Annotated in this window: 20 protein-coding genes; 12 read left to right on the plus strand and 8 right to left on the minus strand. The window is 71.6% G+C overall.

Annotation, left to right across the window (positions count from 1 at the left end):
* The first annotated feature begins 3 nt into the window (after positions 1 to 3).
* Complete coding sequence (locus FR742_RS05400; RefSeq protein ID WP_148029904.1) at positions 4 to 888, plus strand: TIGR03620 family F420-dependent LLM class oxidoreductase; 885 nt, start codon at positions 4 to 6, stop codon at positions 886 to 888.
* 61 nt (positions 889 to 949) lie between these two features.
* Here FR742_RS05400 and FR742_RS05405 read toward each other — a convergent pair whose 3' ends face one another.
* Positions 950 to 1600, minus strand: a complete 651-nt coding sequence (locus FR742_RS05405; RefSeq protein ID WP_261808368.1) for a DUF47 domain-containing protein — start codon at positions 1598 to 1600, stop codon at positions 950 to 952.
* Entirely contained in the window at positions 1597 to 2541 is a 945-nt protein-coding gene (locus FR742_RS05410; RefSeq protein WP_148029905.1) for an inorganic phosphate transporter, read from the minus strand. The genes FR742_RS05405 and FR742_RS05410 overlap by 4 nt, the downstream gene beginning before the upstream one ends.
* Positions 2542 to 2674: 133 nt before the next feature.
* Here FR742_RS05410 and purU point away from each other — a divergent pair, with 133 nt between their 5' ends.
* From purU to FR742_RS05455, 9 genes are all read left to right on the plus strand, one after another.
* On the plus strand, positions 2675 to 3526 hold the full coding sequence (gene purU, locus FR742_RS05415; RefSeq protein ID WP_148029906.1) for a formyltetrahydrofolate deformylase: 852 nt from the start codon (positions 2675 to 2677) through the stop codon (positions 3524 to 3526).
* Between the two features lie 41 nt (positions 3527 to 3567).
* Positions 3568 to 4431 carry an SDR family oxidoreductase gene (locus FR742_RS05420; protein ID WP_148029907.1) on the plus strand — a complete coding sequence of 288 codons (864 nt, stop codon included), beginning with the start codon at positions 3568 to 3570 and terminating at the stop codon, positions 4429 to 4431.
* Between the two features lie 70 nt (positions 4432 to 4501).
* Positions 4502 to 4849 carry a hypothetical protein gene (locus FR742_RS05425; RefSeq protein WP_148029908.1) on the plus strand — a complete coding sequence of 116 codons (348 nt, stop codon included), beginning with the start codon at positions 4502 to 4504 and terminating at the stop codon, positions 4847 to 4849.
* 12 nt (positions 4850 to 4861) lie between these two features.
* Positions 4862 to 6244: a HAMP domain-containing sensor histidine kinase gene (locus tag FR742_RS05430; RefSeq protein WP_222708843.1), complete on the plus strand. Its 1383-nt coding sequence runs from the start codon at positions 4862 to 4864 to the stop codon at positions 6242 to 6244.
* The gene (locus FR742_RS05435; RefSeq protein WP_148029909.1) at positions 6241 to 6915 is read left to right on the plus strand and encodes a response regulator transcription factor; all 675 of its coding nucleotides are present in this window, start codon (positions 6241 to 6243) and stop codon (positions 6913 to 6915) included. The genes FR742_RS05430 and FR742_RS05435 overlap by 4 nt, the downstream gene beginning before the upstream one ends.
* Positions 6916 to 7010: 95 nt before the next feature.
* Positions 7011 to 7652, plus strand: a complete 642-nt coding sequence (locus FR742_RS05440; protein ID WP_148029910.1) for a hypothetical protein — start codon at positions 7011 to 7013, stop codon at positions 7650 to 7652.
* A 113-nt stretch (positions 7653 to 7765) separates the two neighbouring features.
* Entirely contained in the window at positions 7766 to 8254 is a 489-nt protein-coding gene (locus FR742_RS05445) for a class F sortase (RefSeq protein ID WP_261808369.1), read from the plus strand.
* Between the two features lie 155 nt (positions 8255 to 8409).
* Entirely contained in the window at positions 8410 to 8955 is a 546-nt protein-coding gene (locus FR742_RS05450) for a DUF4956 domain-containing protein (RefSeq protein WP_148034361.1), read from the plus strand.
* Positions 8952 to 9752: a polyphosphate polymerase domain-containing protein gene (locus FR742_RS05455; RefSeq protein ID WP_148029912.1), complete on the plus strand. Its 801-nt coding sequence runs from the start codon at positions 8952 to 8954 to the stop codon at positions 9750 to 9752. Before FR742_RS05450 ends, FR742_RS05455 begins: the two co-directional genes overlap by 4 nt.
* 237 nt (positions 9753 to 9989) lie before the next feature.
* Here FR742_RS05455 and FR742_RS05460 read toward each other — a convergent pair whose 3' ends face one another.
* The 3 genes from FR742_RS05460 to FR742_RS05470 are packed head-to-tail and all read right to left on the minus strand — an operon-like array spanning position 9990 to position 13203.
* The gene (locus tag FR742_RS05460; RefSeq protein ID WP_148029913.1) at positions 9990 to 10334 is read right to left on the minus strand and encodes a VOC family protein; all 345 of its coding nucleotides are present in this window, start codon (positions 10332 to 10334) and stop codon (positions 9990 to 9992) included.
* Entirely contained in the window at positions 10331 to 11131 is an 801-nt protein-coding gene (locus tag FR742_RS05465) for an AraC family transcriptional regulator (RefSeq protein WP_148029914.1), read from the minus strand. Before FR742_RS05465 ends, FR742_RS05460 begins: the two co-directional genes overlap by 4 nt.
* Positions 11132 to 11139: 8 nt before the next feature.
* Positions 11140 to 13203, minus strand: a complete 2064-nt coding sequence (locus FR742_RS05470) for a prolyl oligopeptidase family protein (protein WP_148029915.1) — start codon at positions 13201 to 13203, stop codon at positions 11140 to 11142.
* 294 nt (positions 13204 to 13497) lie between these two features.
* Between FR742_RS05470 and FR742_RS05475 the strand changes: the two genes are divergently transcribed.
* Together FR742_RS05475 and FR742_RS05480 are read left to right on the plus strand one after the other, a co-directional pair.
* The gene (locus tag FR742_RS05475; RefSeq protein WP_148034362.1) at positions 13498 to 14004 is read left to right on the plus strand and encodes an HNH endonuclease; all 507 of its coding nucleotides are present in this window, start codon (positions 13498 to 13500) and stop codon (positions 14002 to 14004) included.
* Between the two features lie 141 nt (positions 14005 to 14145).
* Positions 14146 to 14352, plus strand: coding sequence for a zinc ribbon domain-containing protein (locus tag FR742_RS05480; RefSeq protein ID WP_148029916.1), 207 nt, complete (start codon positions 14146 to 14148; stop codon positions 14350 to 14352).
* Here the strand turns inward: FR742_RS05480 and FR742_RS05485 are convergent.
* The 3 genes from FR742_RS05485 to ilvD all read right to left on the minus strand — a co-directional run bounded on the left by FR742_RS05485 (position 14349) and on the right by ilvD (position 17251).
* Positions 14349 to 14687, minus strand: a complete 339-nt coding sequence (locus FR742_RS05485) for a hypothetical protein (RefSeq protein WP_148029917.1) — start codon at positions 14685 to 14687, stop codon at positions 14349 to 14351. The genes FR742_RS05480 and FR742_RS05485 overlap by 4 nt on opposite strands.
* Positions 14688 to 14838: 151 nt before the next feature.
* A complete protein-coding gene (locus FR742_RS05490) occupies positions 14839 to 15333 on the minus strand; it encodes a YafY family protein (RefSeq protein WP_148029918.1) in 495 nt (164 codons plus the stop codon).
* A gap of 79 nt (positions 15334 to 15412) precedes the next feature.
* Positions 15413 to 17251, minus strand: a complete 1839-nt coding sequence (ilvD, locus tag FR742_RS05495; RefSeq protein WP_148029919.1) for a dihydroxy-acid dehydratase — start codon at positions 17249 to 17251, stop codon at positions 15413 to 15415.
* Positions 17252 to 17295 lie beyond the last annotated feature (44 nt).

Consider the following 17295-nt stretch of genomic DNA (forward strand, 5'->3'; position numbering starts at 1 on the left):
GCGGTGAACATCGGACATGTCGGGGTCTGGCATCCCCTCTTCGGCAACGCGCCGGGCGAGACCGGCGGCCGGGCGGCCGCCCGGGCCGAGGAGCTCGGGTACGGGTCCGTCTGGGTGGGCGAGGGCCCAGGCAGCAAGGACCCGCTCGTGTCCGCGGCGATCCTCCTGGCGGCCACCCGCCGGATCGCCGTCGGCACCGGCATCGCCAGCATCTGGTCACGCGACGCGGCGGCCATGGCGGGCAGCAGGTTCGCGCTGGGCGAAGCCTTCCCCGGCCGCTTCATCGCCGGGCTCGGCGTCAGCCACGCGCCGCTGGTCAACGCGCGCGGCCACGACTACGCCAAGCCGCTCACCGCGATGCGCCGCTATCTGGACGGCATGGACGAGACGGCGAAGCACCACCGGGAGGTCGACGCGCCCCGGCTGCTCGCCGCGCTCCGCCCCGGCATGCTGGAGCTGGCCAGAGACCGCGCCGACGGCGCCCACCCCTACTTCGTGCCGCCCGAGCACAGCGAGCGGGCCAGGGAGATCCTGGGGCCGGGCAAGCTGCTCATGCCCGAGCAGGCGGTGCTCGTCGAGACCGATCCGACGCGGGCCCGCGAGATCGCCCGCGACCACATGTCCGTCTACCTCTCCCTGCCCAACTACCTCAACAACCTGCGCGATCTCGGCTACACCGACGACGACTTCGCCGGCGGCGGCAGCGACCGGCTGGTGGACGCGATCGTGGGCTGGGGGAGCCCGGACGCGGTGGCCGAGCGGGTGCGGGCGCACCTCGGCGCGGGCGCCGACCACGTGGCGATCCAGCCGCTGTCGCCCGGCGGCCCCGACCTCGACGACGCCCTGCGCCAGCTGGAGCTCCTCGCCCCCGCGCTCGGCCTGCGGTGAGGGGCCTGTGACGTCCTGAAGACGGTCCGGGGAGCGTGGGCGCCGGGCGGCCCGGCATGACTCAGCGTTTCATCGCGCCGTCGGCGATCGCGTCGGCCGCCTCGCCGATGGCGATGCCCACGATCTCCAGACGGCGCACGAGCTCGCGCTCCTTCATGCGGTCGTTCGTGAGCTCGCCGGAGAAGATGCGCGAGATCTCATACTGGTACATCCGCCGGATCGCGCTGCCGGCCTTCTTGGCCTCCAGCGCGTCGTGCGGCACGGCCGACGGGCTGGAGACGAGGTCGCGGACGGCGGTCTCCAGCGCGTCGATGCCGACGATCACCTGGTCGAGCAGCGGGGTGAAGCGGATCTGGTCGGGCACGCGATAGAGGTGCGACTCGCGGACGAAGTCGCGCAGCGAGTCCAGCACGTCGTCGATCGAGCGCGACAGCCTGAACAGGTCCTCCCGGTCGATGGGCGTGATCAGGGCCGACTCCAGCTCCTCGACGAGCTGGCGGCGCTCCTCGTCGCCGAGGTGCTCGATGGTGCGCATCTGCTCGTGCGCGCCCGTCCTGCCCACCTCGCCGCCGATCATCGCCATGGCCAGCCACGCGCCCTCCTTGGTGGCCTTCAACTGCCCGAGCAGCGCGTCCGACAGCGCGGTGTCCATGTGCCCCGTCAGCAGGTCACGGATCCTGCGCAGCCGCCTCACCAGCCTGCCGCCCTTCACATCATCACTCCCTTTCCGGCGTAGGCCGCCACCGCGCCCAGCACGCCGCTGGCCGGCAGCGTCAGCAGCCAGGCGACCACGATCTTCACGGCCGCGTACCAGCGGACCCGGCCGCTGCCGCGCACCACCCCCGCGCCGATCAGCCCGCCGGCGATCGCCTGCGTCATGCTGACCGGCATGCCCACGGCGGAGCAGCCGAGCACGGCCGACCCTGCCGACAGCTCCGCCGCCACGCCGTGCAGCGGGCGGAAGGCGATGATCTCGCGGCTGAGCGTGCGGCCCGCCTTCGGGAGCCCGTACATCGCTCCGAGCCCGAACAGCACGGCCGTCAGGGTCGTGTACGGCAGCGGCGCGTCGGAGAAGCTCAGCGCGATCATGAAGATGGCGAGCATCTTCTGTCCGTCGTTGGCAGCGTACGCGATGATCTGCACCACGAACCCGGCGCGGTGCAGGCCGCTCAGCCGGTCGGCGCTGGCGAACCGCACCACCAGCGTCGTCACCGCCCACGCCACCAGGCCGCCCACGATCGGCGCGGCCAGGCCGAAGGCCAGCACCAGCGCCACGTACGGCCCCGAGACGGGCAGGCCCCAGCCCAGGCCCGCCCCGGTGAGCCCGCCGACGAGGGCCAGCGTGAGGCTGGTCGGGCGGCCCTTCATGGTCAGGAAGGTGACCACGGCCATCGCGCTCAGCACGGCGATCGAGGTCGCCGCCCGCCCGCCGGGCCCGTCGAAGGAGGCCAGCCGGTTCACGAACGTCAGCGCCACCTGGTGGGTGGCCAGCGGAACCAGCGCGATCACCACGACCATGGCGAGGATCCCGGTCGCCGGTCGCATCGCCGGCAGCTTGAGCCCGGTCGCCAGGAGCGCCCCGCCGTCGTTCATGCCGGACACGATCGCGAACAGCCCTGCGACCGCGACGAGCACGACGACGTCCGCGGGCATGGGCAACCTCCTGCAAAAGCTGTGTATAGCGGATATCTACCCAAGATCGGGCGCATAAGGCAGGGGAGACCGCGCTTCCCGGGGGCGGTAACCTCGATGGATTCAGTCGCGCAGACCTCACCGAGAGCGATCCATGAGCGTTGCCGAGTACGTCCTCACGTTGTCCTGTCCCGACCGGCCCGGAGTCGTGGCCGCCGTGTCGAGCCTGCTGTCCAGGCACGGCTGCAACATCACCGAGAGCCAGCAGTTCGGTGACCGCGAGAGCGAGCGGTTCTTCATGCGGGTGCAGTTCACCTCGCCGGTCGGCGAGGACGAGGTGCGGGCCGCCTTCGCCGCCCTGGCTTCGGACCTCCGCATGGAGTTCCAGCTCCGCGACCTGGCGAGGAAGCCCAAGGTGCTCATCATGGTGAGCCGGTTCGACCACTGCCTCAACGACCTGCTCTACCGCGTCCGCAGCGGCGCGCTCGACCTCGAGGTCGTCGCGGTCGTGTCCAACCATCCCGACCTGCGCCCGCTCACCCAGTCCCACGGCATCGACTACCACCACCTGCCGGTCACGCCCGAGACCAAGCCGAAGCAGGAGGCCGAGGTGCTGGCGCTGGTCGAGCGCTACCAGGTCGACCTGGTCGTGCTGGCCCGCTACATGCAGGTGCTGTCCGAGGAGCTGTGCGCGAAGCTGAGCGGGCGGGCGATCAACATCCACCACTCGTTCCTGCCGTCCTTCAAGGGCGCCAAGCCCTACCACCAGGCCCACGACCGCGGCGTCAAGCTGATCGGCGCGACCGCCCACTACGTGACGTCCCACCTCGACGAGGGGCCGATCATCGAGCAGGAGGTCGCCCGGGTCAACCACAGCCACTCACCGGAAGACCTGGCCGCCATCGGGCGCGACGTCGAGAGCCTGACCCTGGCCAGGGCGGTCAAATGGCACACCGAGCAGCGGGTCCTGCTCGACGGCCACAAGACCATCGTGTTCCCCCGCTGACCCCGGTGTTAGCCGTGCCCCAGCCGGGGCACGCGCTGGACATGCCTGAAGAACCGAACTCCACACCACCGCCGCAGACCCAGCAGTACCCGGGCGGCACCGGCGAGATGGCTCCGGAGCCACGCGACGAGATGCGCCGCTACGAGGGCCGGGGCCTGCTGTCCGGCAAACGGGCGCTCGTCACCGGCGGCGACTCCGGCATCGGCCGCGCCGTCTCCGTAGCCTTCGCCAAGGAGGGCGCCGACGTCGCGATCGCCTACCTGAGCGAGCACGACGACGCCGACCACACCAGGAAGCTGGTGGAGGCCGAAGGGCGGCGCTGCGTGCTGCTCCCCGGCGACCTGGCGGACCGCGACCACTGCGTCCAGGTCGTCGAGCGCGCCGTCTCCGAGCTGGGCGGCCTGGACGTCGTCGTGAACAACGTCGCCTACCAGCAGCCGGTCGACTCGCTGGAGGAGCTGACCGACGAGCAGTGGGAGCACACGTTCGCGGTCAACATCCACAGCTACTACCGCGTCACCAAGGCCGCGCTGCCCCACCTCGGGGAGGGCTCGGCCATCGTCAACACCTCCTCGATCAACGGCCTGCGCGGCAACAAGACACTCCTCGACTACTCCGCGACGAAGGGCGCGATCAACGCCTTCACCTACGCGATGGCGCAGAACCTGGTCGACCGGGGCATCAGGGTCAACGCGGTGGCGCCTGGGCCGGTCTGGACACCGCTCATCCCCGCCACCTTCCCCGAGGAGAAGGTCGAGCAGTTCGGCAAGCAGGTGCCGATGAAGCGGGCGGCCGACCCCGACGAGATCGCTCCTTCGTACGTGTTCTTCGCCTCGGACCTGATGTCGTCGTACTACACGGGCGAGGTGCTGGCCCCGATCGGCGGGGAGACGCTGCCCGGCTGACCACGTCAGATGAGAGTTCTCTCATCTCAGACTCAGGTCTCTCTCCTCATGTCCCGGCATGCTGGAGCGTATGAAGAGCCGAGCACCTCTCCTCGCCATCCTGGCCGGGCTGCTCGTGGCCGTGGCCGTGACGATCGGGTTCATGCGGGTCGCGGCCGGCGGCCCCGAGCTCGGCGGGCCCGTCGTGGTCTCGAACGAGCCGCCGGGGGCCACGGAGACCGGGGACGGCGCCGCGACGCCGGACGCCGGGACCGAGACGTCCGCCGCCGCTGAGACGGCCACGCCCGCCACCGCCGAGAAGACGCCGTCAGCGTCTCCGTCGCCGCGCGAGACGAAGGCCGAGCCCGTCAGGCCCCCGTCACCCAGGCCGGGCGGCGACGACGATGACGACGACGATGATGACGATGACGACGACTGACGGCTCGCCGGCATGCGGGTGACCGCGCGCGGCCGGATCGTCGGCTGGATGCTCGCGGTCGTCTCCCTCGCCCTGTTCATCGCGATCTTCGCGACCTGGGCGATCCTCGACCGCCTGATCGACGACCGGATCGACGCCGAGTTCGGCAACGAGGCGGAGAAGCTGCGCCGCTACGCCGCGACCGCCGTCGACGTCCGGGACGTGGACACCCTGCTCAGCGGATACCTCTCCTACAACCCGCCCGACGAATGGGAGACGTTCTTCACGATCCTCGACGACCGGCCGCACAAGATCACCGGGATTCCGCCGCTGGCCCGGCTCGACACCGACGACGCGCTGGTGGCGCGTCTGGGGCAGGTCACCGAGCCGGCGAGCGGCGAGACCGAGAGCGCCGCCGGCACCGTCCGCTACGCCGTCATCCCGGTCCAGGTGAACGGCGACGCCCGCCGGGGCCAGCTGGTCATCGCCGTCTTCTACGACCACTACCGCGAGGAGGTGCTGAACGCCATCCGCGTGCTCGCCCTCGCCTCGCTGGCCGCGCTCGCGCTGGCCGGCGCGGCCGGTTGGTTCGTGGCGGGGCGGGTGCTGGCGCCGATCCGGCTGGTGGGGCAGACCGCCGAACGGATCAGCGGCTCCTCCGACCTCACCAGACGGCTCGACGTGCCGGGCGACGACGACGTGTCCGAGCTGGCCGGCACCTTCAACCGGATGCTCGACCGGCTGGAGCACGCCTTCGCCGTGCAGCGGGACTTCGTCGACGACGCCGGTCACGAGCTGCGCACCCCCATCACGGTGATCCGCGGCCACCTGGAGCTGATGGGCGACGACCCCGACGACAGGGCCGAGACCCTCGCCCTGGTCACCGACGAGCTGGACCGGATGAACCGCATGGTCGACGACCTGCTCACGCTCGCCAAGGCCGAACAGCCCGGCTTCCTCGACATCGACGAGGTCGAGCTGGCCGACCTGACCGTCAGCGTCGTCGCCAAGGCGCGGGCGCTCGGCGAACGGCGCTGGCGGGTCGACGAGGTCGCCGAGGCGCGCATCCCCGCCGACCGGCAGCGGCTCACACAGGCGCTCATGCAGCTCGCGGCCAACGCCGTGCGCCACACCGCCGACGACGGCCAGATCGCCGTCGGCTCCGCCGTCCAGGACGGCTTCGTACGGCTGTGGGTGCGCGACGACGGGCCGGGAGTGCCGCCGGCCGACCGGGAGCGGATCTTCCGGCGGTTCATGCGCGCCGGCGAGCGTTCCGGTACGCACGAGGGCGCCGGGCTCGGCCTGGCCATCGTCAGGTCCATCGCCGAGGCCCACGGCGGCACCGTCCGGGTGGAGGACGCCCCCGGAGGCGGGGCGTGCTTCGTGATGACCATTCCGATGCGGGAGTTGCGGTGAACCGGATCCTGATCGCCGAGGACGAGGCGCGGATCGCCTCCTTCGTGGAGAAAGGGCTGCGCGGCAACGGCTTCGTCACCGCCGTGGTCAGCGACGGCCTGGCCGCCTACGACATGGCGGGAAGCGGCGCTTTCGACCTGCTCATCCTGGACATCGGGCTGCCGCTGAGCGACGGGTTCACGGTGCTGCGGCGGCTCAGGGAGTCCAAGGTCGGCATCCCCGTGATCATCCTGACGGCCCGTGACAGCGTCACCGACAAGGTGGCGGGGCTGGAGGGCGGGGCCGACGACTACATCGCCAAGCCGTTCGCCTTCGAGGAGCTGCTGGCGCGGGTGCGGCTGCGGCTGCGCGCCGACCGCAGCCCCGAGGTGACCGTGCTGCGGGTCGCCGACCTCGCGCTCGACCTGCGGACCCGGCGCGCGTACGTGGGGGAGCGGTCGGTGGATCTGTCGACGCGGGAGTTCGCGCTCGCGGAGGTGTTCTGCCGCCATCCCGACCAGGTGCTGACGCGGGAGCAGCTGCTCAGCCACGTGTGGGGGTTCGACTTCGACCCGGGCTCGAACGTGGTGGACGTGTACGTGCGCTACCTGCGCCGCAAGCTCGGCGCCGACCGTATCGAGACGGTACGGGGGACCGGCTACCGGCTGAAGGCCGAGGGCGCCCCTGGGTGAAGGGACTCTCATCACGTGCTCATGGGGGGCCAACCGGTGGATCCCAGACTTGGAGTCGTCCGCACGGGGAGTGCGGAGGAATCCAGGAGGACGAGATGAGCCAGGAACTGCGGCGCGCGCTCGCGGCCATCGGGATCGTGCTGGGCATGGGCGTCACCGCTACCACCCTCGCCACCCCGGCGACCGCCACCACCCCGTCAACCGTCACAACGACCGCCGACGATGATGACCGTCCGAGGGGTGGGGTGGAGACGGGGGTCGGTGGGGCGGCCGACGACGATGATGATGACCGTCCGAGGGGTGGGGTGGAGACGGGGGTCGGTGGGGCGGCCGACGACGATGATGATGACCGTCCGAGGGGTGGGGTGGAGACGGGGGTCGGTGGGGCGGCCGACGACGATGATGATGACCGTCCGAGGGGTGGGGTGGAGACGGGGGTCGGTGGGGCGGCCGACGATGACGACGATCGTCCGCAGGGCAGGGTGGAGACCGGGGTCGGTGGCGTGGCCGACGATGATGACGATCGTCCGAGGGGTGGGGTGGAGACGGGGGTCGGTGGGGCGGCCGACGATGACGACGATCGGCCGACTGGTGGGGTCGAGACCGGGGCCGGTGGGGCGGCGCTGGTGATGGGTGGGGAGGAGGGGGCGGCGTTGCCGCTCGCGCTCGCCTCGGGCGTGGGAGCGGTGCTGATCGCCGGTGGCGCGTGGGCCGGCCGCAGGCTGGTCAGGCGGTGAGCGTGCGGCGCCGGAGTCTCGCCCTGGTGGCGGGTGCTCTCGTTGCGACGGTCGCGTGCGCCCCCGGCGCCCCGCGAGCGGCGGGTGTCCTGGCCGGTGCGGCTGCCCCACAGGTGGCGGGTGCCCTTGACGGTGCGGTCGTCCCGCAGGCGGCGAGTGTCACCGTCGAGGCGGCGAACCCCGTGCGGTTGCGGATCCCGTCCATCGGCGTCTCGACCAAGGTGATCCCGCTCAAACTCGACAAGGCGGGCCGCCTGATCGCACCCGAGCCGTTCGACCGGGTGGGATGGCACGAGGGCGGCCCCGAGCCCGGGGAACGGGGAGTGGCCGTCATCGCCGGCCACGTCGACTCCAGGACGGGCCCCGCCGTGTTCTTCCGCCTGCGCGACCTGCGCAAGGGCGCCCGCGTGCACGTGGACAGGGCGGACGGCAGCACCGTCACCTTCACCGTGTCACGCCTGGCCCGCTACCCCAAGGACCGCGTGCCCGACGAGGTGTACGGCTCGGGCGAGGGCGCCCAGCTCCGCCTCATCACCTGCGGCGGCACGTTCGACCGCGCCCGCCGCAGCTACCGCGACAACGTCGTGGTGTTCGCCCGCTGACAACGGAAGTGCCGCCGGGCCCCCGGCGGCACTTCTTCGATGAGAACGTCCTCACGATCGGCTCACAGGCGCTTCACCGCCGGGCGAGACGCTGTTCATGACAGCGAAAGACCCGGGAGGACCTCTTGAGACTGACCACGCTCCTCGCCCTCGCGATGGACCTGGCCGCGATCGTCACGCTCGCTTACGGCCTGTACTACCGCCGCCACCACCGGCGCGACCTGCTCTTCGCCTACGTGGCGCTGAACACGGGCATCTTCGCCGTGGTTTCGCTCATGCTGGTCCAGCGGGTGGACCTGGCGGTCGGCTTCGGCCTGTTCGGCGTGCTGGCCATCATCCGGCTCCGCTCCTCGGAGATCACCCAGCAGGAGATCGCATACTACTTCGTCGCCATCGCGCTCGGCCTGGTCAACGGCATCGCCGCGAGCTGGCCGCTGACCGCGCTCTTCCTCGACGTGGTGCTGCTGGCGGTGATGTATGTGGCCGACCATCCCCGCCTGCTGGGCCGTACCCATCAGCAGCTGGTGACGCTGGACGTGGTGCACACCGACCCCGCGCTGCTCCGCGCCGACCTGGAGAGCCGGCTCGGCGGGCGGGTGCTGCAGTGCGTGGTGAGCCAGGTCGACTACGTACGGGACGTCACCGTGGTGGACGTCCGCTACGAGGTCCCGGCGGAGCGGCGGGCGGAGGCGTGGCGATGACCGAGTGGCCCGACGCGGGAGTCCTGCTCGCCGGGGTGGCGGCCGGCCTCGACCCGGTCACGCTGGAGGAGGTCAGCGCCCGCGCCAAGCTGATGACCCGGGTGGACCACAAGTATCTGGTGCCCGCCTCGGTCATGACCCGCCTGGCCGGAGAGTTGGGGGACCGGTTCGAGGTGCTGGAGATCGGCGGGCGGCGACAGTTCCGCTACACCTCCACCTACTTCGACACGCCGGACCTGCTCACGTTCCGTCAGCACCGCCAGCAGCGCCGCCGCCGCTTCAAGATCCGTACGCGGACGTACCTGGACGGCGGCGGGCGCTGGCTGGAAGTGAAGCTGAAGGGCGCGGGCGGCGGCACCGACAAGCACCGCGTCCCGTACGACGGCGCGCCCGCGCACGCGCTCACCCCCGAGGCGCTCGACTACCTGTCGACCACCCTGGCCACCGGCCTGCGGCTGCCCCGCCCGGCGTCGCTCGGTCCGGTGCTGTCCACCGACTACCGCCGGGTCACGCTGGTCGACCGGTCCGGGGCCGCGCGGCTGACCTGCGACAGCGGCCTCGTCTGCCACGACGGCCGGCGCGCGCTCCCGGCCCGGCGCGACCGGGTCCTGCTGGAGTCGAAGTCCGCCGACGGCGACGCCGCCGCCGACCGCGTGCTGCGCCGCCTGGGCGTCCGCCCGGTGAGCGTCAGCAAGTACTGCCTCGGCGTCGCCGCCCTGCTGGACGTCCGCGCCAACCCCTGGCACCGGGTGCTGCGCCACTACTTCAGAGGACGGTACGCAACGCCGACCACCTGATCTCACGGGTCTACGGCATCCTCCCGAAGCCGGCCACCACCCCGGAGTGATCGCTCGCCCACACCGGTCGAACTCCCGGAAATACGCCTCCAGCCGCAGCTGCGGGCCGTGCGGCCCGCAGCGCACCAGCACGTATTCCTCGCCGACTCGGGCGTGGCGTCGAAGTCCCCCGCCGCCGTGGCGGGCCCGGAGGTTCATGGTGAGCACGCGCATGCGTGATCACTGCCCCGGGCCGGATCACGGGCGATAGGTGCCGAAGAACCAGATGTTGCCCTCCGGGTCCGCGGCGGCGTACTCGCGCGACCCGTACGGCTGGTCCACCAGCTCCATGGTGATCCGGGCGCCGGCCTTCCTGGCACGGTCGTGGTGGGCGTCGGCGTCGTCGACCGCGATGTAGACGCCCGGGCCGCCCGGGCTGCCCAGGCCGAGCATGATGACGTCGTCGCCGACCAGGAGTTCGGCATGGCTGACCACGCCTTCGTCGTTCTTGGACACCTCGCGCACCTCGAAGCCGAAGGCGCCGGTGAGGAAGTCGACCGCGGCCGCGCAGTCGTGGTAGCGGGCGAGTGCGTAAACCTTCATGGGCCCAGTGTCGGACGGCCGCCGGCCTGGGGTCTTGGAGAAATCTGACCGGGCGTGACCGCCGCGAGCGTGCGGAACTCGCGGTTCATGTGGGCCTGGTCGTAGAAGCCGCACGCGGCCGCCGCCTCGGCGATCGCGCTGCCCGAGCGCAGCAGCGCCGCCGCCCGGTGGAAGCGGATCACCCGCGCCGCCGCCTTCGGCGTCAGCCCGACCTGGTCGCGGAAGCGGGACACCAGGTGGCGGTGGCTGCGCTCCAGCGACACGGCCAGCGACGCCACCGGGACCGCGCCGCCCGACTCCAGCAGCCGCGCCCACGCCCACCGCACCTCGGGATCGGGCTCGGGCCCGGCGGCGAACCGCTCGGTGAGCAGCCGCTCGGCCAGCGCCAGCCGTTCAGGCGCGGACGGCGCCGCGGCCAGCCGACCGGCCGCCTCCGCCGCCCACGGGCCGAGCAGCTCCTCCGCCGGCACCGCCAGGTTGACCAGGAGCCGCAGCGGCATCCCGAACAGCCGCCTGGCCCCGAACGGGGTCAGAGCGACCTCGACCCCCTCGGTCGGCCTGGTCATCCGGGTGAGCGTGAACCGGTCGGACGGCCCCGCCCCGAACGAGGTCAGCCGCTCGCCGTCCACCTCCATCGGCGCGGCGAACCCCAGGATCAGCACTCCGCCGGTGACCGCCGCCTCGGCCCGGGTCAACGGCTCGCCGTGGTCTTCGCGGTAGGCGGCCAGGCGGTGGACGTATGGCCGCAGGGCAGGAGCGGGGGCCGACCCGGTCATGGTCAGCCCCCGCTCGCTCATGCTTTCGACTATAGGCCGAGCTGCCTGGCCATGAACGTGAGCGTGTCCGCCGACAGGTCGACGGTCCGGCTGATCGAGCGGGCGCCGTGGCCCACCTCGGTCTCGTTGCGCAGCAGGATCGGCCCGTCGCCGGCGGTGGCGTGCTGCAGCGCGGCGCACATCTTCCACGCGTGCAGCGGATGCACCCGCGTGTCGGACTGGAACACCGTGAACAGCGTCGCGGGGTAGCGCACCCCCTCCTCGACGTGGTGGTAGGGCGAGTAGGAGCGCAGCCAGCCGAACTGCTCGGGATCGTCGGCCGAACCGTACTCGACGTTCCAGGTCGCGCCCAGCCTGAACTTCTCGTAACGGATCATGTCGAGCAGCGGCGCCGAGCACACCACGGCCCGGTAGAGCTCGGGGCGTTGGGTGAGCGCCGCGCCCACCAGCAGGCCGCCGTTGGAGCCGCCCGAGATGCCGAGCTGCCCGGCCGTGGTCACCCCGGTCTCGATGAGGTGCTCGGCCGCCGCGTGGAAGTCGTCGAACACGTTCTGCTTGTGGGCGAGCATGCCCGCCCGGTGCCAGTCCTCGCCCTCCTCGCCGCCGCCGCGCAGGTTGGCGATCGCGTACACGCCGCCCGCCTCGACCCAGCTCAGGATCGACGCCGAGTAGCCGGGGGTCATCGAGATGCCGAACCCGCCGTACCCGTAGAGGATCGTCGGGCGCGGGCCCTCGCCGGAGGCCGGCGAGATGATGAGCATGCGCACGTCGGTGCCGTCGCCGGAGCGGTAGACCACCTGTTCGGTGCGCACCTCCGGCACGTCCACCGCGCCCGGCGAGGCCGCCCAGAGCGTGGTCTCGCCCGTGCGCGCGTCATAGCGCTGGATGGTCGGCGGGGTGGTGTTGTCGGTGTAGCCGAACCACGCCTCGTGGCCGCCCTCCGGCCGCTCCGAGATGCCGCCGATGCTGCCCAGGCCGGGCGTCGGCACCTGGCCGATCCGCTCGCCCGTCGCCAGGTCGTGCACGGTGATCTCGCTGATCGCGTGGCGGGTCCAGCCCACCAGCATCACCGGGCTGTCGAGGTCGTCGAGGATCGCGAAGTCGGACAGCACCGCCTCCGGGTCCTGCGGGATCAGGTCGCGCCACGCCTCGAACTCCGGCCGGGACGGGTCGGTGACGCACACCCGGGCCCGGGGCGCGTCACGGTCGGTGTGGACGTACAGCCTGCCGTCGCGGCCGAACACCAGCCCGGTCTGCGCGTCGACGTCCTCCTGCACCACCCGCAGCTCCGGCCGGTCGGCGGGGGAGGCGGTCAGGTCGGCGACCCACAGGTCGTTGCGCGGGGCGGTGCCCTCGCTGGCCGAGATCTGCAGCCAGTGACCGTCGCGCGACACCGACACGCCGTAGTAGTTGGTCATCTTCATGCCGTCACCGAAGATCATCACGTCGTCCTCGGTGGACGTGCCGACCCGGTGCAGATAGACGCGGCGGTGGAACTGACGCTCGTCCTCGGGCACTTCCGTGCTCGGCAGCCTGCGTACGTAGTAGAAAGCCTCGCCGCCCGGCAGCCACGCGATCGGCGAGTAGCGGCAGCGGTCGATCGGCCCCTCGATCCGCGTGCCCGTCGCCACGTCGATCACGTAGAGCACCGACTCCTCGTCGCCGCCCACCGAGATCTGGTAGGCCAGCAGCCGCCCTTCCTTGTCGGGCTGCACCGCGTCCAGCGTCGTCAGCCCCGACGGGTCGAGCGCCATCGGGTCGACCAGCGCCCGCTCGGTGCCGCCGGCCCCGTCGGGCTCCACCACGTAGTAGACCGCGTGCTCCTGCTCCGGCGTGCGGCGGCTGAAGAAGTAGCGGTCGCCGCGCCACGCGGGCGCGCCCACCGACCCCGACTTCAGCAGCTCGGCGATCCGCGACTTGAACCGCTGCGGCTCGCTCTCCCGCTTGAACAGCTCGGCCTGCGCGACCAGCCACCGCTCCGTCTCCGGGCTCTCGGGATCCTCCAGCCAGCGGTACGGGTCGGGAACGGTGATGCCGTGCAGGACGTCGGCGGTTTCCTCGCGTGGCGCCGCCGGATAGGACTCTCGCGTCATGCTCGAACCCTACGGCAAAGCACGAGGCCCGGAGGTTGGCGTAAAGGCCTGGTGATACGGGAATAAACCGTAACGTGCGTCCCTCTGGTCATTCCGGGCCGGACGTTAAGGGGTGGCGGGGACGCTGCGGTGAACGCCAGACTTGCTGACAGGACGGTGCCGTGGTGTCCATCCGCTGGGCCGTCCGGCGGAGGTCCACGTGATGGTTGTGCCGAAGCCCCAGGAGGGGCGAATAGCCGGGACATGCCACGGCATGTCTCCTTCGAATTGGGTGCGGCGGGGAGAGGCCCGATGATGCGCCAAGTCCTGCTGCTCAACGCCACCTACGAGCCCCTGACCACGCTTTCCCTGCACCGCGCCATCGTGCTCGTGCTGCGGGAGAAGGCCGACATCATCCACCGTGACGGCCGCGGAGCCGTGCTGCGCTCCACCAGCCGGACGCTCGACGTGCCGTCGGTCATCCGGCTCAGGAGATACGTCCGCATCCCGTACCGATCCCGTATCCCCCTGACCAGAGCCGCCCTCATGCGGCGCGACGACTACCGGTGCGCCTACTGCGGGCAGCGGGCCGAGACCATCGACCACGTCGTCCCCCGCTCCAGGGGCGGCGCCCACACGTGGGAGAACTGCGTCGCCTCGTGCTCGCCGTGCAACCACAGGAAGGCCGACAAGTACCTGGAGGAGCTGGGGTGGACCCTGAGTGTCGCCCCGTCCGTGCCACGGGGCGCTCACTGGCGGTTGATCGGCGCCTCGCTCGTCGGCGACCCCCAATGGGCGCCCTACCTTGAAGCGGCTGCCTGACCCGGGCCCGGCACCTCGTGCCGGGCCCGTGACCTTCGGGCTACTCCCAGGTGTGGGGCCGGCTCGTGCTCTTCACCGAACCGGCAGGCTACGCCCGGGTGACTTTCCAGCCCTGACGGCGTTCCGGGCTACTCTGATGGCATGCCGCGTTACGACTACCGCTGCCGCGCCTGCGGCTCCACGTTCGAGGTGTCCCGGCCGATGTCGGCGTCCAGCGACCCGGCCGCCTGCCCGGAGGGCCACGACGACACGGTCAAACTGCTCTCCACCGTCGCCATGACCGGCTCCGCCGCCACCCCGCCCCCTGCCTCGGGCGGTGGCTGCTGCGGCGGCGGTTGCTGCGGCTAGCTCTCGGCGGATGCCGGCGGGTTTCCCCTCGGAGTCACGCGCAGGCCGGTGAAGACCGGCCAGCGCCGGTCGGCGCGGTCGCGAACGATCGACAGCGCGATGCCGCCGGTGTCGCCGGCGCCGTGGCGGCTCGGCGCGCTGAGCCGGACCGCTCCGTCGACCAGCGCGACGATCCTGCTTCCTCGCACCGTGAGCAGCACGTGGTGGGCGGCACCGGGTGAGAGCGGCTGCTCGTCGAGGACGCGCCCCCCGCTCCGGCCGCGGATGAGCTGGGCCGTGTGGGCGGACAGCCGGATCGCCACCGGCGCCCGCCCGCCGACGCGGGCGGTGAACAAGCATCGCCACTTGATCGAGAAGCACCCTAACCAGCTTCGCCCAGGCCGGAGGGGGATCGACACCGTGATTTTGTAGAAGACTGGGCCCCCGCGAACATCCCCAAGGGTGGGCGGCGTGCCTGGTGGGATGGGCACGCCGCCCGTGGGGAGGTCAGGCGGCCCTGGTGCGCTTGCGGCGCTGGAACGGCAGGAAGCGGTCGGCCAGGTGGGGGCGGGACGGGGTGAGGGTGGGCTCGACGGCGAGGATGCGGTCGAAGCGGAAGGCGCGGATCGCGCGGCGCATCCGGCACACTCCCACGAGATACCAGAAGTCGCGGTGGACCAGGCAGGTCACCGGCTCGACCTCGCGGCTGGTGACGGTGCCGGCGGCGTCGCGGTAGTGGAGGCGGACCATCATGCGGCCGGTGATGGCGTCGGCGATGAGCCGGGCCCGCGCGGCCACCTCGGCGGGCAGCGGCTCGACGAGGGTGTCGAGGGTGGCGGCGATGACGTCGTCGTCGAGGTCGAGATGATCGAGGGCGTGCTGCAGGCCGCGCCGGGCGGTGACGGCTTGCGGGCCCGACCCCAGGTGAGCCAGGGACAGAGCGAGGGCGGCGATCTCGGCGGTCGTCAGCGGTTGCGTCTGGGGCTTCACGACTTCAGCCATACCCCAAGCATAGGTAAAGCCACTGACATTTTCGAAAGTGTGTACGGCAGGCGACAGGAGTGTCGCCTGCCGTACAGGGTCACTTGGACAGCTGCGACAGGTCGCGCGAGGCGCCGGTGGAGGCCGAGGTCGTCATGGCCGCGTACGCCTGCAGCGCCGCGCTCACCGGCCGGTCGCGGTCGCGCGGCCGGAACCCGCCCAGCTCGGCCAGCAGCCGCTCGCGGCGGGCCGCCAGCTCGGCCTCGGGGACGTGCAGCTCCAGCTTGCGGGCGGGGATGTCGATCTCGACGAGGTCGCCGTCCTCGACGAGCGCGATCGTGCCGCCCTCGGCCGCCTCGGGGGAGGCGTGGCCGATCGACAGCCCGGACGTGCCGCCGGAGAAGCGGCCGTCGGTGATCAGCGCGCACGCCTTGCCCAGGCCCTTGCCCTTGAGGAACGAGGTCGGGTAGAGCATCTCCTGCATGCCGGGGCCGCCCTTGGGGCCTTCGTAGCGGACGATCACCACGTCGCCCTCCTTGACCCGGTCGTTGAGGATGCCCTCGACCGCCTGCTCCTGCGACTCGAACACGACGGCCGGCCCGATGAACTTCCAGATCGACTCGTCGACGCCGGCGGTCTTCACCACGGCGCCGTCGCGGGAGATGTTGCCGTAGAGCACGGCGAGGCCGCCGTCGGCGGTGTAGGCGTGCTCGAGGTCGCGCACGCACCCGTCGGCGCGGTCGAGGTCGAGGGAGTCCCACCGGTTGTCCTGCGAGTAGGGCTTGACGGTGCGGACGTTGCCGGGCGCGGCGTGCCACAGCTCCGTCGCCTCGGGCCTGACCGAGGGCGACATCGGGTCCCAGGCGGCCAGCAGGTCGCCGAGCGTGCCGCCGTTGACCGTCGGGACGTCGCGGTGGAGCAGCCCGGCCCGGTCGAGCTCGCCCAGGATGGCGGGGATGCCGCCGGCCCGGTGGACGTCCTCGACGTGGTACTTGCTGGTCGCCGGGGCGACCTTGCACAGGCACGGCACCCGCAGGGAGATCTCGTTGATCTCCTTGAGCCCGAAGTCGACCTCGGCCTCGCGGGCCGCGGCCAGGATGTGGAGGATCGTGTTGGTGGATCCGCCCATGGCGACGTCGAGCGTCATCGCGTTCTCGAACGCCTCGCGGGTGGCGATCGAGCGCGGCAGCACCGACTCGTCGCCCTCCTCGTAGTAGCGCCGGGTGATCTCGACGAGCGTGCGGCCGGCCTCCTCGAAGAGGTCCTTGCGCGCCTTGTGGGTGGCCAGGATCGTGCCGTTGCCGGGCAGCGCCAGGCCGATGGCCTCGGCCAGGCAGTTCATGGAGTTGGCGGTGAACATGCCGGAGCACGAGCCGCAGGTCGGGCAGGCGCTCTCCTCCATCTCCAGCAGCTCGGCGTCGGTGACGGAGTCGTCGGCGGAGGCGATCATCGGGTCGATCAGATCGAGCTTGCGGCCGGGCGTCTTGCCGGCCTCCATCGGACCGCCGGAGACGAAGACCGTCGGGATGTTGAGCCGGAACGCGGCCAGCAGCATGCCCGGGGTGATCTTGTCGCAGTTGGAGACGCAGATCATCGCGTCGGCGCAGTGGGCGTTGACCATGTACTCGACGGCGTCGGCGATGAGCTCGCGCGACGGCAGCGAGTAGAGCATGCCGCCGTGGCCCATGGCGATGCCGTCGTCGACCGCGATCGTGTTGAACTCGCGGGGGATGGCACCCGCCTCGCGGATCGCCCCGGACACCACGTCGCCGACGTCGCGCAGGTGGACGTGGCCGGGCACGAACTGGGTGAAGCTGTTGGCCACCGCGATGATCGGCTTGCCGAAGTCGCTCCCGGCTACGCCGGTCGCCCGGAGCAGGGCCCGGGCACCGACCATGTTCCTGCCGTGGGTGACGGTACGAGACCTGAGGGCGGGCATGGAGCTTCTCCCATCGTCGAGCGTCCATCCATGGTACGGCCAGC

Source organism: Nonomuraea sp. C10, assembly GCF_008017515.1.
Classification (GTDB): Bacteria; Actinomycetota; Actinomycetes; order Streptosporangiales; family Streptosporangiaceae; genus Nonomuraea; species Nonomuraea ferruginea.

Bases quoted from the DNA above. Each gene is read 5' to 3' on its own strand.
- FR742_RS05480 (WP_148029916.1), top strand. From the start codon at position 14,146: ATGCCGCGTTACGACTACCGCTGCCGCGCCTGCGGCTCCACGTTCGAG.
- FR742_RS05465 (WP_148029914.1), bottom strand. From the start codon at position 11,131: ATGAGCGAGCGGGGGCTGACCATGACCGGGTCGGCCCCCGCTCCTGCC.
- FR742_RS05470 (WP_148029915.1), bottom strand. From the start codon at position 13,203: ATGACGCGAGAGTCCTATCCGGCGGCGCCACGCGAGGAAACCGCCGAC.
- FR742_RS05425 (WP_148029908.1), top strand. From the start codon at position 4,502: ATGAAGAGCCGAGCACCTCTCCTCGCCATCCTGGCCGGGCTGCTCGTG.
- FR742_RS05420 (WP_148029907.1), top strand. From the start codon at position 3,568: ATGCCTGAAGAACCGAACTCCACACCACCGCCGCAGACCCAGCAGTAC.
- FR742_RS05430 (WP_222708843.1), top strand. From the start codon at position 4,862: ATGCGGGTGACCGCGCGCGGCCGGATCGTCGGCTGGATGCTCGCGGTC.
- FR742_RS05490 (WP_148029918.1), bottom strand. From the start codon at position 15,333: ATGGCTGAAGTCGTGAAGCCCCAGACGCAACCGCTGACGACCGCCGAG.
- FR742_RS05455 (WP_148029912.1), top strand. From the start codon at position 8,952: ATGACCGAGTGGCCCGACGCGGGAGTCCTGCTCGCCGGGGTGGCGGCC.
- FR742_RS05475 (WP_148034362.1), top strand. From the start codon at position 13,498: ATGCGCCAAGTCCTGCTGCTCAACGCCACCTACGAGCCCCTGACCACG.
- FR742_RS05450 (WP_148034361.1), top strand. From the start codon at position 8,410: ATGGACCTGGCCGCGATCGTCACGCTCGCTTACGGCCTGTACTACCGC.
- FR742_RS05440 (WP_148029910.1), top strand. From the start codon at position 7,011: ATGAGCCAGGAACTGCGGCGCGCGCTCGCGGCCATCGGGATCGTGCTG.
- FR742_RS05460 (WP_148029913.1), bottom strand. From the start codon at position 10,334: ATGAAGGTTTACGCACTCGCCCGCTACCACGACTGCGCGGCCGCGGTC.
- purU (WP_148029906.1), top strand. From the start codon at position 2,675: ATGAGCGTTGCCGAGTACGTCCTCACGTTGTCCTGTCCCGACCGGCCC.
- ilvD (WP_148029919.1), bottom strand. From the start codon at position 17,251: ATGCCCGCCCTCAGGTCTCGTACCGTCACCCACGGCAGGAACATGGTC.
- FR742_RS05410 (WP_148029905.1), bottom strand. From the start codon at position 2,541: ATGCCCGCGGACGTCGTCGTGCTCGTCGCGGTCGCAGGGCTGTTCGCG.